This is a genomic window from Acinetobacter sp. CFCC 11171 (assembly GCF_003268405.1).
Classification (GTDB): domain Bacteria; phylum Pseudomonadota; class Gammaproteobacteria; order Pseudomonadales; family Moraxellaceae; genus Acinetobacter; species Acinetobacter amyesii.
Genome location: NZ_LQXP01000001.1, coordinates 13,755 through 28,199 on the forward strand (window position 1 = coordinate 13,755; position 14,445 = coordinate 28,199).

Annotated in this window: 14 protein-coding genes and 1 pseudogene; 7 read left to right on the plus strand and 8 right to left on the minus strand. The window is 39.9% G+C overall.

Annotated features, from left to right (window positions below; translation table 11 throughout):
- Window positions 1-80: 80 nt before the first annotated feature.
- On the plus strand, window positions 81-1,001 hold the full coding sequence (gene argF, locus AVJ20_RS00100; protein ID WP_078193464.1) for an ornithine carbamoyltransferase: 921 nt from the start codon (window positions 81-83) through the stop codon (window positions 999-1,001).
- 90 nt (window positions 1,002-1,091) lie between these two features.
- Complete coding sequence (locus AVJ20_RS00105; protein WP_111883704.1) at window positions 1,092-1,568, plus strand: hypothetical protein; 477 nt, start codon at window positions 1,092-1,094, stop codon at window positions 1,566-1,568.
- Between the two features lie 47 nt (window positions 1,569-1,615).
- Here AVJ20_RS00105 and AVJ20_RS00110 read toward each other — a convergent pair whose 3' ends face one another.
- From AVJ20_RS00110 to argC, 5 genes and pseudogenes are all read right to left on the minus strand, one after another.
- Entirely contained in the window at window positions 1,616-1,969 is a 354-nt protein-coding gene (locus AVJ20_RS00110; protein WP_111883867.1) for a YnfA family protein, read from the minus strand.
- 77 nt (window positions 1,970-2,046) lie between these two features.
- Window positions 2,047-4,323, minus strand: coding sequence for an ATP-dependent Clp protease ATP-binding subunit ClpA (clpA, locus tag AVJ20_RS00115; protein ID WP_078193466.1), 2,277 nt, complete (start codon window positions 4,321-4,323; stop codon window positions 2,047-2,049).
- A 12-nt stretch (window positions 4,324-4,335) separates the two neighbouring features.
- Window positions 4,336-4,748, minus strand: a pseudogene (gene clpS, locus AVJ20_RS00120) (ATP-dependent Clp protease adapter ClpS).
- 18 nt (window positions 4,749-4,766) lie between these two features.
- Window positions 4,767-5,516 carry a hypothetical protein gene (locus AVJ20_RS00125; RefSeq protein ID WP_111883706.1) on the minus strand — a complete coding sequence of 250 codons (750 nt, stop codon included), beginning with the start codon at window positions 5,514-5,516 and terminating at the stop codon, window positions 4,767-4,769.
- 79 nt (window positions 5,517-5,595) lie between these two features.
- Entirely contained in the window at window positions 5,596-6,648 is a 1,053-nt protein-coding gene (gene argC / locus AVJ20_RS00130; RefSeq protein WP_171319154.1) for an N-acetyl-gamma-glutamyl-phosphate reductase, read from the minus strand.
- A gap of 131 nt (window positions 6,649-6,779) precedes the next feature.
- Between argC and AVJ20_RS18540 the strand changes: the two genes are divergently transcribed.
- Window positions 6,780-7,058: a hypothetical protein gene (locus AVJ20_RS18540; protein WP_228157131.1), complete on the plus strand. Its 279-nt coding sequence runs from the start codon at window positions 6,780-6,782 to the stop codon at window positions 7,056-7,058.
- Window positions 7,059-7,271: 213 nt separating this feature from the next.
- Here the strand turns inward: AVJ20_RS18540 and AVJ20_RS00140 are convergent, their stop codons facing one another.
- Window positions 7,272-7,949, minus strand: a complete 678-nt coding sequence (locus AVJ20_RS00140; RefSeq protein WP_111883708.1) for a SprT family zinc-dependent metalloprotease — start codon at window positions 7,947-7,949, stop codon at window positions 7,272-7,274.
- A 129-nt stretch (window positions 7,950-8,078) separates the two neighbouring features.
- Window positions 8,079-8,750, minus strand: a complete 672-nt coding sequence (rpiA, locus tag AVJ20_RS00145; RefSeq protein WP_078188646.1) for a ribose-5-phosphate isomerase RpiA — start codon at window positions 8,748-8,750, stop codon at window positions 8,079-8,081.
- Window positions 8,751-8,857: 107 nt separating this feature from the next.
- On the opposite strand from rpiA, the gene ilvA reads away from it, so the two are divergent.
- The 4 genes from ilvA to AVJ20_RS00165 all read left to right on the plus strand — a co-directional run bounded on the left by ilvA (window position 8,858) and on the right by AVJ20_RS00165 (window position 13,211).
- Window positions 8,858-10,396, plus strand: a complete 1,539-nt coding sequence (gene ilvA / locus AVJ20_RS00150; RefSeq protein ID WP_111883710.1) for a threonine ammonia-lyase, biosynthetic — start codon at window positions 8,858-8,860, stop codon at window positions 10,394-10,396.
- 352 nt (window positions 10,397-10,748) lie between these two features.
- Complete coding sequence (locus AVJ20_RS00155) at window positions 10,749-10,970, plus strand: hypothetical protein (RefSeq protein ID WP_111883711.1); 222 nt, start codon at window positions 10,749-10,751, stop codon at window positions 10,968-10,970.
- 191 nt (window positions 10,971-11,161) lie between these two features.
- Entirely contained in the window at window positions 11,162-11,821 is a 660-nt protein-coding gene (locus AVJ20_RS00160) for a potassium channel family protein (protein WP_078188649.1), read from the plus strand.
- Between the two features lie 52 nt (window positions 11,822-11,873).
- Entirely contained in the window at window positions 11,874-13,211 is a 1,338-nt protein-coding gene (locus tag AVJ20_RS00165; protein WP_078193471.1) for a TrkH family potassium uptake protein, read from the plus strand.
- Between the two features lie 64 nt (window positions 13,212-13,275).
- Here AVJ20_RS00165 and AVJ20_RS00170 read toward each other — a convergent pair whose 3' ends face one another.
- Window positions 13,276-14,433, minus strand: a complete 1,158-nt coding sequence (locus AVJ20_RS00170) for a phospholipase A (RefSeq protein ID WP_111883712.1) — start codon at window positions 14,431-14,433, stop codon at window positions 13,276-13,278.
- Window positions 14,434-14,445: the final 12 nt, after the last annotated feature.

Here is a 14,445-nt window from a genome sequence, read left to right on the forward strand (position 1 = left end):
TAATCGATTCCTTTTTCTCTAACCAACCAACAACTAATTGTTGTTTTGTTTTTTGATTCAGCAATTATTGTGGAGTAACAATGGCTCTACGTCACTTTCTAACTTTACGCGATTTATCGACTTTAGAACTTAACCAAATTGTACAGCGCGGTATCGAACTCAAGCGCAAACAGCATAACAATGAAGTTTTCCAACCTTTCGTTGGTAAAGTCATGGGCATGATTTTTGAGAAATCGAGCACCCGTACACGTGTATCGTTTGAAGCAGGAATGAGCCAATTTGGTGGTAGTGCAATTTTCCTTTCATCTCGCGACTCTCAATTAGGTCGTGGTGAGCCAGTGGAAGATTCTGCACGTGTGATTTCAAGCATGCTTGATATTGTGATGATTCGTACTTTTGGTCATGACATTGTTGAACGCTTTGCTTCTTATTCAAAAGTTCCTGTCATCAATGCATTAACAGATGATCACCACCCTTGCCAATTACTTGCCGATGTTCAAACATTTGTTGAACACCGTGGTTCTATTGAAGGTAAAACGGTTGCTTGGATTGGTGATGGCAACAATATGTGTAACTCATATATTGAAGCTGCTCATATGTGGGGCTTTAAATTAAAAATCGCTGCACCTAAGGGCTATGAACCTAAAGCAGAATTTCTATCTGAATTTGCACACTGTGTGGAACTTGTTGATTCTGCCGAAGATGCTGCAGTTAATGCAGATTTAATCGTTACAGATGTTTGGGCAAGTATGGGCCAAGAAGAAGAGCAAAAAATTCGTGAAAAAGCGTTTGCTGATTATCAAGTGAATGAACGCCTGATGGATCTTGCTCACGCTGACTGCCTATTTATGCACTGCTTACCTGCGCATCGTGGCGAAGAAATTTCTGAAAATATGCTTGACCACAAAAATGCTGTGGTTTGGGATGAAGCTGAAAATCGCTTACATGCACAAAAAGCACTTGTTGAATTCTTAATTAACGAAAATCTTAAAAAAGACTAAGGTTTTACTTAGATAAAAAAGCACCTTCGGGTGCTTTTTTTGTTTTTGCATGCTTTAATAAAACCATAACTTTTATAAGTGATTAAGATTATGCGTTTAAAAAATATTTGCTTATTGGCTCTTGGATTGAGCTTATCTACTTTTAGCTTTGCTGGTGAACCAAGTGAATTAGATCAATACTTGGTGAAAAATCAGATTTTAGATAGCAATTTTAAAATTAAAAATAAAACAGGTTTAAACGAAATACTGGCTGCCATTAGTGATGAAGATTCACGCACTCTTCCCTATCAAGTTGATCAGAATATGTTGATGGAAAAAATGGAAATTGAAGCGGATAAGATTGAAATTGATGGTATTATCACCATCCCTGATTTTGCGCAATTTGAACAATCAGTCGGTGAACATAAGGTGAAGCAACTCATCAAGCATAATTCACTCCAAAACTGTGAATTACTATTCGAGCATCAATTTCAACGTGTTAATCCATATAAAATTGAAATGGATCTAAGCTCGGGTAGCAATCAATACGAAATTATCATTAAAAATACAGAGTGCAAATTTAAATAAATATCTAATTTCTTACAGCTCTTGGTTTAACTTTTGCATTGTTTAACTTAACGAATTAAACCTTGAGGCTGTAATACAATCACAGCTGCGCCCACCAACACAATGACGCCACCTAGCATATCCCAACGTGTTAGAACTACGTGATCGACAAAACGCAACCACAGCAATGCAGAGAAAATGTAGATTCCGCCATAGGCTGCATAGATACGACCCGAAGCTGCTGGATGCAACGTCAATAACCAAACAAATGCAGCCAATGCAAGCGCTGTTGGAATCCATAACCACTGCGATTTTTGCTGATTTAAAATCAAATATGGGAAGTAACAGCCTAAAATTTCCATCAGTGCTGTCAGTGCAAATAAACCAAATGTGGTCAGCACTTTTGTTAATGGTATGTCCATCATTGAGAAACCCAAATCTAGCGTCGAATAAATATAAAAAACCCGTGCAAGCACGGGTTTTTCGTTAATTAAATTACTTAAGCAGGTTCAGCGGTTTGGTCTTCAAACACTTCGAGTTTTAAGCCCACAGCTTTACCATTTTCTTTCTTCACTGAAACACCAACATTACCGCCATGTTCCGCAAGCTCGCCAAACAAAATCATTTCAGCAAGCGGTTTCTTCAAATGCTCTTGAATTAAACGCTGCATTGGACGAGCGCCCATCAAGCGATCGTATCCTTGCTCTGCCATCCATTCGCGTGCATCTTGGTCAACCTCAAGAACCACTTTTTTGTCATCTAACTGTGCCTGAAGCTCTGTTAAAAACTTATCAACCACACTTTCAATGACAGTTGTTGGCAATGCTTTAAATTGAATAACACCATCTAAGCGGTTACGGAACTCCGGAGAGAAGGCTTTTTTCATCGCGTCTTGGTTATCATTACTATTATCTTGATCCATGAAACCAATGCTCACACGTGAAATTGATTCTGCACCAATATTGGTAGTCAGCACTAACACGACGTTACGGAAGTCAGACTTACGACCATTGTTATCCGTTAATGAACCATGATCCATAATTTGTAATAACAAATTAAAGACATCTGGATGTGCTTTCTCAATTTCGTCTAGTAAAAGTACGCAATGCGGATTTTTATGAATCGCATCGGTCAACAAACCACCTTGATCAAAACCTACATAACCCGGAGGCGCACCAATTAAACGAGATACGGCATGACGTTCCATGTATTCCGACATATCGAAACGTACAAGTTCAACACCTAACAATTTCGCCAATTGCTTAGTGACTTCAGTTTTACCCACACCTGTAGGACCTGCAAAGACAAAATTACCCACTGGCTTATCTGGCGCTTTAAGACCTGCACGAGATAATTTAATCGCAGATGCAAGCGCTTCAATCGCTTCATCCTGACCAAACACCACACGTTTCAGATCACGCTCAAGATTTTCAAGAACGCTCTTGTCATCTTTAGAGACAGTTTTCGGTGGAATACGCGCAATTTTCGAAACGATATCCTCAATGTTTTCAACTGAAATGACTGTATCATCTTGCTCAGCTTTTAAACGACGCTGCGCACCAGCTTCATCAATCACATCAATGGCTTTATCAGGCAAGAAACGATCATTGATAAATTTCGCTGATAGTTCAACAGCAGAAACCAACGCTTGATCTTCGTATTTCACATGATGGAATTCTTCAAATTTGCCTTTTAAGCCACGCAGAATATCAATCGTTTCTGAAATAGATGGTTCATTGACATCAATTTTTTGGAAACGACGAGATAATGCATGATCTTTTTCAAAGACTTGGCGATATTCTTGGAAAGTCGTTGAACCGATACAACGCAAAGTACCATTCGCCAAAGCTGGTTTGATGAGATTCGATGCATCCATCGTGCTGCCCATACTTGAGCCTGCACCGATGATCATGTGAATTTCATCAATAAATAAAATAGCTTCGGGCTTTTTCTTCAAGGCATTTAGCAGTTGTTTTAAACGCTTTTCAAAATCACCACGGTATTTAGTTCCAGCAACTAAAGCACCAATGTCTAAACTAAATACTTCTGCATTTTCAAGCGGTTTAGGTGCTTTACCATTTACAATGAGCCAAGCCAAACCTTCAGCAATCGAAGTTTTACCTACACCTGGGTCACCTACCAAAAGCGGGTTGTTTTTACGACGGCGGCATAGAATTTGAGCTGTACGTTCAATCTCTTTTTCACGACCAATTAGTGGATCTGTTTTGCCTTTTTGAGCTTCAACATTAAGATTGGTCGTATATAGCTCTAATGGGCCAGAATTTGAAGACGTGGTGCTTTCACCATCGAGCTCTTCGATTTCTTCTTCAGCTTGAACTTCATCTTTACGTGTGCCATGTGACAAATACTGCGTTAATGTCAAACGGTTGATTTGATGGCGTTTAAGTAAATACACCGCAAATGAATCACGCTCTGAATACATCGCAACTAAAATGTCTGCACCTTCTACAGTGCGGTCATTTCCACTCGATTGCACATGGAAAATTGCACGCTGCAAAATACGATCAAAACTTTCTGTAGGATGTGGTGCTTGATCGCTATTTTCGCCAAGCTTTGGGGTATGTTGTTCTACGTATTCTTCAAGTTCTTTGCGAAGCACAATAATGTCTGCGCCACATGCTTTCAATGCATTAACAGCGGAATCATTATCCAGTAAAGCCAATAATAAATGTTCTACCGTCAAAAATTCATGTCTCTTTTGACGAGCCATGCTGACAGCCAAACGTAGTGATACTTCTAATTGACGACTGAGCATGTAATCCCCTTATTAATCTTTTGGCTCAATCTGACAAAGTAATGGATGACTTTGCGACCGAGCGTAATTATTGACCTGATTTGCTTTAGTCTCTGCGATATCTCGCGGATAAACCCCTGCAACACCCTTTCCTTCATAATGTACAGTTAGCATTACTTGAGTGGCTTGGTCAAGATTCAAAGCAAAGTATTGTTGTAAAATTTCAATTACAAAGTCCATTGGGGTGTAATCATCGTTCATTAAAACGACAGCATACATAGGAGGACGCTTTAACTCAGGTGGCGCAGTCAATACTTGAATGTCTGAATCACCATCATCTGCATACCTTGGCTGAGAGTCGGGTTTAGATGCCAGTCCACTAAACCAGATTGGTAAAATGAATTTTTAATGTCAGATAAACACGTTTGACGCTTATTGGTTCGCATAGGATTTAGGTTTCACACTTAGTTTGCACTTGCTTCAGTTTGAGGAATTTCTGAAAGGAAGGCAGATTGATTTTCAACAGGCTGACCTTTCGACCAGCTAAAACGGCGAATAACGGGTTTAGAACCGCTTAAACGCACTTCAATAAAGTCTGGACTAAAGCCTTTTGGCATGGTCCAACGTCCAGTGAGTCGCTCACTTTCGCTAAAGTTAAAGTTTTTGTCTTCTAAAGGCACTACAAGTACTTCTGTACCCTTAATTAGACGCAGCTCAACACTTCCAGATACATTACTTTTTGACGGACTTACTTGAACGAGATCAAGTTGGTATTCATACGCATTTTCAGGTAATGGTTTAATCGCTAAATGTTGTACTGCAAGCGGCATACCACCACGTTGGCGCAATACTTCACGATACAAAACACCCAAATTACCGGTTAACTCTTGATCATCACGTGCTTTTTTAACAGCCAAATATAAATCATTTGAATTACTTACAGCGACATCACGCTCTTGGATTGCCGCATTCAAACTTTTATTCAGGCCTGCTAATTCAGTTTTTTGCTTTTGCACCACATCAACAAGTTGCTCTGCATCTGCATCATATCCGACCACAGTTAAGCCCTGACGATGACCAATACTATATCCGAGAAAACCGCTGCTCAATGCAAGTACAACTGCACCAATCGCCAGTGGCATATTCGTCTTCATAAAAGGCGTTTTTTCACTGTTTTCAGGTTCTGACTTGAAATTAGATTCTGTATTCGACATCGTCATCTCTTATTTTTAATTCACTCAAGGCACACATTTAAATCCAGTTTTAAATGTGTGTGAAGTTTTAAATCGTTTCTTATGGTAATAAACCAATGCCTTGAAGTCCTGCATTTTCAGCAAAACTAAACATCAAGTTCATATTTTGTACGGCTTGACCTGCTGCACCTTTCACCAAGTTGTCTTGAGCCACCAAAATCACTAATTTTTTCGGTTGAGGTTTGCAAATCGCAATACGTAATTGGTTCGCACCACGCACAGTACGTGTTTCAGGCGAGCTACCTGCAGGCATAACATCTACAAACTGCTCATTAGCATAGAACTGTTCATATATGCTTTGTAAATCCGCAGAAGCACCTGCGTCTGTCAAATCAATATAGATAGTGCTGAGCATGCCACGAATCATCGGTACTAAATGCGGTACGAATAAAATTTCGTTAAACACACCTTTTTGACCTGAAATATTTTCTAAGGCTTCTACTATTTCGGGATGATGACGGTGACCCGCTACACCATAAGCTTTAAAGTTATCTGCATTTTCAGAATAGATCATACCCAGGCTGGCTTTACGACCTGCACCAGACACACCTGATTTTGCATCAATAATAATGCTTTCAGGTTTCACTAATCCTTCAGCTTTTAAAACTGGTGCTAAACCGAGTTGAACAGTTGTTGGGTAACAACCTGGGTTACCAATCACTGAAGCCTTTTGAATTTTTTCACGGTTTAATTCAGACAAACCATAAACTGAATCTTTTAATAGCTCTGGACAGGCATGGTCTAAACCATACCATTTCTCAAATTGAGCTAAGTCTTGCAAGCGGAAGTCAGCAGCAAGGTCAATCACTTTAGTATTTGCAGCAACTAACTCTTCTGCGTATTTCATTGCAACACCGTGCGGCGTCGCAAAGAATACAACGTCACATTGTTTTAGTTCTTCAATATTTAGATCTGAATAGCAAAGGTCTGTATGTCCACGCAAGCTTGGGAACATATCATCCACACGGCGGCCATTTTCAGTACGCGAAGTTAAAACTTTCACTTCTGCATTTGGGTGTCGCAGTAAAATACGCAGTAATTCAACACCTGTGTAACCTGTACCGCCGACAATACCTACTGAAATCACGCTCATTACCTCTATTCAAAGTATCCATTTGATGACTGCGTAGTATGACAGGAAGTTACGGTTTTCTGAACTGTTTTGACATATAAAGCTTCACTTTATAATGTTAGCTTATCTTCTGAATCCTATTAAGTCAGATCATGCATATAAATCCTGATCATTACCTATCCACAGCTCAAGGTCGTGTCTTCACTAAAGAAAGAAATATTCCAGCATGGCAATGCTGTTTTGACGCTTTTAAGCATGAATTAAAAACTAACCCAAAGGTTAAAATCATTTATATATTGATCGGATGCCAAGGGGCTGGGAAATCAACTTGGGCCAAAAACCAAATATCCCGCGAACCTGAAAATATTATTTTTGATGCTATTTTAGTAAAGCAATCTGAACGTCTACCGATAATTGAGCAAGCTAAATAATTGGGTAAAAAATGCGTTGCTGTATGGTTTCAAATCCCGCTCGAGTTATGCATAAAAAGAAACGCTCAACGCCCTTCAGATGAAATAGTCGATCTGATGGCATTAACCAATGTTTATTACGCATTAGAACCGCCTACATACCAAGAAGGATTTGATTTAATTGAAATAATATATTAAGAAATGCTTTAGTGTTTACAACTTAGTGCCTTTAATTCAGAGCACCCACCACCAAGGCATTGCCGTCATTTTTAGTATTTTTCGATGCTGCTGAAAATTTATATCATGCTTTTGCACTTCAGCCCAAAAGTTTGGGCTATGGTCAAAGTGCTTAGTATGCGCTAACTCATGTACAGCCACATAACGCGTGATTTCCAACGGAAAAAGTACCAGCCCACTATTCAACATAATGTCATGCTTTGCAGAACAGCTCCCCCAGCGAGTTTTGGGCTGACGAATTGAGCAATCACCATATTTCAAGCCTGTTTCACTGCTCACTTGCTTTAAATAAATTGGTAAATACTCTTTGGCATAAGCAATCACAAAGCTTTTTAAATATTGCTCAGGCTGCCGATCACTGATGAATAGCTGATGATTTTCTTCATCTAAGATGAATGAATGTTTTTGAACTTTATAAACAATACTTAAAGGCTGTTCTAAATTGAATAGTTTTAATTCTACTGGTAGCGTTTTATCAATCTGCCCTGCTTTTTCCTGCTGCTTCTGCCATGTCTCAATCATCCATTGTTCTGATTGTTTCAGAAAATCTTGAACTTGGCGCTGTGTACAAAACTGGGGAACCGTTAATTTAATTTGAGTTGGTTCTACACGCAGCCTTAAGCGTGTGGCATGTAATTTTCGGGTGATTTGAATTTCAGGAAGGTTTGGGATCATATTTTTTATTAATTTTAAATCCTCCCTAACCCTCCTTTTACAAAGGAGGGAAAATCACCTAAATAAATTCAGGTGAAAAGTCCCCCTTTAATCAAAGGGGAACTTTAGGGGGGATTCTAATAGAACAGATTAAACCGCAGTACGCTCTTCAATACCGTTATCGGTCGCAACAACAGCAATATCCGCTTTGTTTAATGCAAAGATACCGTTACACACTACACCTGGAATGTCATTCAAAGTCTTTTCAAGTTCCAATGCATTTAGGATATTTAAGTTGTGTACGTCTAAAATTACATTACCGTTATCTGTTACTACGCCTTCACGGTATACAGGGTCACCGCCCAAAGAAACGATTTTACGTGCCACAGCAGAACGTGCCATTGGAATCACTTCTACAGGAAGCGGAAATTCACGTGCCAACTGATCAACCCATTTAGAATCATCTACGATACAAACGAATTTTTTCGCAATAGACGCCACGATTTTTTCACGAGTCAACGCTGCGCCGCCGCCTTTAATCATGTGCATATGACGGTCGATTTCATCCGCGCCATCTACATAGGCATCTAAACCTCCAACGTGGTTCATATCAACCACTTCAATGCCTAATTTTTTCAAACGTTGTGCAGTTGCTTCAGAACTTGCAACAGCAGCTTCGAGTTGAAGCTCTGGCAATAATTCGATGAGGAAGTTCACAGTACTTCCTGTACCAACACCCAAAATACCGCCCTTTGGCAAATGCTTTAACGCAGCTTTTGCAGCAGCTTGTTTCTTTTCATCTTGGGTTGCATACAGACTCATAACTTGGCTCAACTATTTTTTGACATTAGACGCTGATTTTTCAGCCCAAATGTACAGGGGTTTGTTACAATAAACCCCTATTTTAAACTGTTAGATGGAAAATTAACATGCTGTCTCGTTTGGTTCGACAAATATTACAGGCAACGGTCTATGACGTTGCAATCGAAACCCCACTCGAAGCAGCGCCACGAATTAGTGAAAAACTAAACAATAACATTCGCTTTAAACGCGAAGATTTACAACCTGTCTTTTCTTTCAAGCTACGCGGTGCCTACAACCGTATTAGTCAATTACCGAAATCTCAGTTGGAACGTGGCGTTATTACTGCTTCTGCAGGTAACCATGCTCAAGGCGTGGCATTATCTGGTAAAAAGTTGGGTATTCGCGCCATTATTGTTATGCCTAAAACCACACCAGACATTAAAGTACAAGCGGTTAAACGCTTAGGCGGTGAAGTGGTTCTGCATGGCGATTCTTTTGATGTAGCCAATAAATACGCAATCCAATGTGCAAAAGATGAAGGTATGACCTTTATTCCACCTTATGACGACGAACTCGTTATGGCCGGTCAAGGAACCATTGCCAATGAAATTCTTCGTCAATGGCGTGATGTGGACTATGTATTTGTTGCTGTAGGCGGTGGCGGTCTTATTGCCGGTGTAGCTGCTTATCTTGGTGATGTGGCACCGCATGTTAAAGTCATTCCTGTTGAATATGACGAATCAGCATGTTTAAAAGCCGCATTTGAATCTGGCGAACGTGTGATACTGCCTTCTGTTGGCTTATTTGCTGACGGTACGGCGGTTGCACAAATTGGTGAAAAACCATTTGAAGTGATTCAGCTACAAAAATCAGATAACTCAGGCCCTATTGTTGAGCGTGAAGTTGTACTGGTAAATACCGATGAAATCTGTGCAGCGATTAAAGATACCTTTGATGAATGCCGCAGCATTGTAGAACCGTCAGGTGCAATGGCACTTGCAGGTATTAAAAAATATGTTGCTGAGCATGGCCTAGAAAATAAAAATATGGTGTCGATTGTTTGCGGTGCAAACATGAACTTTGACCGTCTGCGCTACATTGCAGAACGTACCGAACTGGGTGAACGTAAAGAAGCGATCTTTGCTGTGACCATTCCAGAAGAAAAAGGTTCATTCCTTCAATTCTGCCGCGCACTACAAGGCCGTAACATCACTGAATTTAACTACCGCGCTAGTAATTCTTCTGCTGCTCAAGTCTTTGTGGGAATCAGTCTCAAAAATGGCGAGAAAGAACGTCAGGAAATTTTTGAAACTTTAAAATTCCAATACGATGTAGATGATCTTTCTGATGATGAAGTCGCTAAGCTTCATATCCGTTATTTAATTGGCGGTCATGCAGATATCGAGAATGAACGCCTATTCCGCGTGGAATTCCCAGAACGTCCGGGCGCACTACTGACTTTCTTAGAACGTCTTGGTCCGACCCATAACATCACCCTATTCCACTACCGTAACCACGGTGCTGCGGAAGGTCGTGTATTGGTGGGTATGGAAGCAACAGATGCCAAACAAAACCCTGATGGTTTGATTGAAACATTGGAAAATATTACCTACCCATATGTTGAGATTACAAATAATCTCGGTTATCAACGTTTCTTGAAATAAATGAGACTTCTATAAAAAAGCTGGAATCTAGATTCCACTTTTTTATTTGTATCAATTCTTTTCTACATCAAAATAAATATATTTATCAATTTAATTCATCAACGCTATCATTGTTGTTAAATTCATCACACACTATAATCCATTGAAAATAAAACAAAATGGATAATTAAAGTTGAATATTTATGCCTTATTTATGATCGTTATTGTGGGTATAGGTGGACATTTTTATGTATATCCGGCTTATCAACTTAAGCAAGAGGAAGATAAGATTCGTTAAAATATGAAATAAATTCCAAATCAATCCCGTACGCAAAATCTAGAAAATATTTACGGTTATACCGCGCAGGCTGAAATGCTGAATCAATATCCAAATTACATTGTTTATATTCGCTTTGATGAGCTAAGTGATCAAACCGCTCCCGAACCTGTTCAAGCCATCCTCCGTGAATTTTCATGCGATGGCTTAAACCGTTTAAAGAACAATTCTGAGCTTGTTCGTAAAGCCACTCTAAATGTCATTAAAGAAGATCAGCATCAATTTCAATACATTCTAAAAAATAAATTAGGCTATTAAATTTTTAAATATCAACAATTTATGTATAATTACCCCAACATTGCTGAACTTTATGCCTATCAAAACACTGAAGAAATTAAAAATTAGAGCTTTTCGGTTTAGATGGATTATGTAAATTTTCATAGCCGCTCTAGGCTGAACAAGCTAACATCAACATATTCAATAACTTTAGAATAATTTAGGAATACGGCATGGCTCAATTCGCTGTGATTGGCTTAGGAAGTTTTGGCGCAACTGTAGCCACAGAACTCATGGGTTTAAAACACGATGTCATTGGAATCGATAGCAACAAAAAGTTTGTTGAAAGTATTTCGGACCAACTGACCCATGCAGTGATTGCTGATGCAACAGATGAGCACGTTTTACAAGAACTCAATATTCAAAATTGTGAAGCCGTCGTTGTCGCAATTGGTGAAGATATTGAAGCCAGCATCTTATGTGTGCTCCATCTTAAAAACATGGGGATCAACAAAATTTGGGCCAAAGCCAAGTCCAAAGCGCATCACATGATTTTAACCCATTTAGGCATCAGCAAAATCATCCATCCTGAAGAAGATATGGGTGTCCGTGTTGCCCAGTCACTGAGTTATCCAATGGTGAGCCGCTACATGGTGCTCGAAGATGATCATTATTTGGTGAAAGTTGAAATTAAAGAATCACAACAAGGCACGCGTTTAAATCAAATAATGGATCATGTCCCTGAAGTGAAGACAATATTGCATAAACGTGGCACCGAGCTTCAATATAGTTTAGATCCGAACCTGATTTTACAAACAGGCGATATTTTAGTGGTTGAAGGTTTACTCGAACATTTACGTCGACTGGCTAAACACTTTAAAGCAACTTTGTAATCAGCGTCGAGCTCCTTTTGCACATAATCACGCAAGATGACAGTAAAAAAACATGAAACTTCACAATAAACAGCGTAATACCATTAATCTCAGCCCACCCAGTATTTTGGCATTGGGTTTTCTTGGGCTCATTATCATTGGCACCTTGCTGTTAAAACTCCCTTATTCACATCATGGGGATTTAAGTTGGATCAATGCCCTCTTTACAGCGACCTCTGCCGTGACCATTACAGGACTTTCAGTTGTGAATGTCGGCGAAGCCTATACGGTGTTTGGTAAAGTCGTGATTATGGGGTTACTACAATGCGGTGGTCTCGGTTTTATGACCTTTGCGATATTGGCCGCTATGAGTTTGTCCCCTAAAATTGGGCTAAAACAACAAATTATGGCTCAAGAAACCATTGGACAAACCAGCCTTGCCAAAGTGACCATGACCATCAAAGGCGTACTGCTGTATTCGCTATTTTTTGAAATGGTGGGAACGGTTATTTTGACCATCGCTTGGATGCAAGAATACAATTTTAACCAGGCCCTGTTCTATGCTGCCTTTTATAGTGTTTCAGCATTTAATAATGGTGGATTTTCATTATTTCCCAATAGTTTAATGAGCTTTGCTGACCGTTATTTCATTACGTTTACCATCAGTATGCTTTACATTATTGGGGGTATCGGCTTTTTGGTACTGATGGACATTAAGCGCAATAAAAGTTGGAAAAAACTCAGCACCAATAGCAAGCTGATTTTATCGACCATTGCAGGCTTAAATGTCTTTGCCTTCATCACCATTTGGTTATTAGAAGCCAATAATGCTGCAACCTTAGCCACGATGTCACTAGGTGATCAAGCCCTAAATGCTTGGTTCCATGCAACGGTTCCACGTTCATCCGGTTTTAACAGCTTACCCATGGAAAGCATGAGCGATGCATCATCACTCGTCACGATGTTACTAATGTTTATTGGAGGTGGTTCTCTCAGTACAGCTGGTGGCATCAAAGTCGGGACGTTTATTATTGTTGTACTCAGTGTGGTCAGTTTTTTAAGACGTGAAGACGAACTGCGTGTGTTTAACCATTCTGTTTCAGAAAAAACTACCTTTAAAGCATTAGCGGTGATTTTCATTACAGTAACGTTGATTTTCATTGGTTTTTTCAGTCTATTGCTACTCGAACCTGACAAACGCTTTTTAGACTTACTCTTTGAAGCAGTGTCCGCTGCCTGTACAGTAGGCCTATCTCGTGGCATCACCAGTGACTTACAACCCGCCAGTTTAGTCGCCCTGATATTATTAATGTTCGCAGGCCGCCTTGGACCCTTAACACTGGCTTATCTGATTGCTACACCGAAGAAGAGTCGTTTAAAACACCCGCCTTCTGAGATCCAAATCGGTTGATTTGTACATTTTCACTCAGCCATAAAAAAACCACGCCGTAGCGTGGTTTTTTATTTGCGAAGCATTAGAACCAATTCATTAATGACACACCGACACCGACATAGGTTGCACGATGGTTATAGTCAATCAGGCTTTCACCATAGCCATCAAACAATTGAACTGTGCCGCGTAATTTACCATTGATTGGGAAAGTCCAATCGAACTGCACCGCACCATGTGAATCATCACCACCTTTCAATGAATGACGTAACATCAAACTAAAGTCATGATCTTTATGACGATAAAACGCTGTTAAATCCCCACGTCCTATATAATCGGTAATGTCAGGGTTGTTATCATCTTTGGTATCTTCTTCGAAACGATACCAAGGACGTAACATCAGTGCAAAATTGTCACGTTCAAATCCTAGATTTAACATGACACGGTTCCAACTCCGCGATAAGGGATCAGAACGCCCATTAGACTGATGGTTAAAAGTTAAGCCCAGCATACGCCAGTTCAAACCCAAGAGTTCATAGTTGGTACGAAAAACCAGACTGGCTTCAGGCTCATAGTTGGTTTCACGGAATGGTCGAGATTCATCTTCGTTGTAGACTTGCCAACGAGAAGACTGGGTATAGCCCAACCAGATATCACCATTATCACCAAATAAGTTTTCAACAGCTTTGGTTTTTAATGACAATTGGAACTTGGCTTCCATCGATTTCAGGTTTTGTTCCTGATCGGCTTGTACCGTGTTATTTTCATTCGGGCTAGATGGACGTTCATTTTTATCCGATGTCCAATATCCCGGCATTAAATACACAGGCTGATAGCCGCGAATATTCCATGTTCCCAATTTACTTTCTGGAGAAAGCTCCCAACGACTATCCAATAATGAAAGATTTGGATTGAGGTTCGGTGCTTCTACAGCAAATAAACGGTCCGTAAACGCATGACTGACTTTTTCTTTCAAAGTCAGCTTTTCAGTCGGCTCAGGTTTAATTTCTTGGGCGGCTTGGCGCTCAGAAACCAACATTTCTTTTTCACCAGGTTGCACTTTAAACAAAGCGTCATAACACGATAATCGCTCTGCATTTGACTCAAGTGCCACACATGCTTCAGCGGTAGCTGGTTTAACAGCCACTTCCGCATTTTGTGCATTTACAGTATTGACATACATTGAACTGAGCGCAATGAGGCTCAGTTGCAATGTCGTACGCTCAAGAGATTTGAACGCCATAAAAACCCCTTT

What these genes read in the sequence shown, in the direction of transcription:
- argF (WP_078193464.1), top strand. Translation starts at nt 81, where the DNA reads ATGGCTCTACGTCACTTTCTAACTTTACGCGATTTATCGACTTTAGAA.
- clpA (WP_078193466.1), bottom strand. Translation starts at nt 4,323, where the DNA reads ATGCTCAGTCGTCAATTAGAAGTATCACTACGTTTGGCTGTCAGCATG.
- ilvA (WP_111883710.1), top strand. Translation starts at nt 8,858, where the DNA reads ATGCTGTCTCGTTTGGTTCGACAAATATTACAGGCAACGGTCTATGAC.
- AVJ20_RS00155 (WP_111883711.1), top strand. Translation starts at nt 10,749, where the DNA reads ATGCTGAATCAATATCCAAATTACATTGTTTATATTCGCTTTGATGAG.
- argC (WP_171319154.1), bottom strand. Translation starts at nt 6,648, where the DNA reads ATGAGCGTGATTTCAGTAGGTATTGTCGGCGGTACAGGTTACACAGGT.
- rpiA (WP_078188646.1), bottom strand. Translation starts at nt 8,750, where the DNA reads ATGAGTCTGTATGCAACCCAAGATGAAAAGAAACAAGCTGCTGCAAAA.
- AVJ20_RS00105 (WP_111883704.1), top strand. Translation starts at nt 1,092, where the DNA reads ATGCGTTTAAAAAATATTTGCTTATTGGCTCTTGGATTGAGCTTATCT.
- AVJ20_RS00125 (WP_111883706.1), bottom strand. Translation starts at nt 5,516, where the DNA reads ATGTCGAATACAGAATCTAATTTCAAGTCAGAACCTGAAAACAGTGAA.
- AVJ20_RS00140 (WP_111883708.1), bottom strand. Translation starts at nt 7,949, where the DNA reads ATGATCCCAAACCTTCCTGAAATTCAAATCACCCGAAAATTACATGCC.
- AVJ20_RS00110 (WP_111883867.1), bottom strand. Translation starts at nt 1,969, where the DNA reads ATGGACATACCATTAACAAAAGTGCTGACCACATTTGGTTTATTTGCA.
- AVJ20_RS00160 (WP_078188649.1), top strand. Translation starts at nt 11,162, where the DNA reads ATGGCTCAATTCGCTGTGATTGGCTTAGGAAGTTTTGGCGCAACTGTA.
- AVJ20_RS18540 (WP_228157131.1), top strand. Translation starts at nt 6,780, where the DNA reads ATGCATATAAATCCTGATCATTACCTATCCACAGCTCAAGGTCGTGTC.
- AVJ20_RS00165 (WP_078193471.1), top strand. Translation starts at nt 11,874, where the DNA reads ATGAAACTTCACAATAAACAGCGTAATACCATTAATCTCAGCCCACCC.
- AVJ20_RS00170 (WP_111883712.1), bottom strand. Translation starts at nt 14,433, where the DNA reads ATGGCGTTCAAATCTCTTGAGCGTACGACATTGCAACTGAGCCTCATT.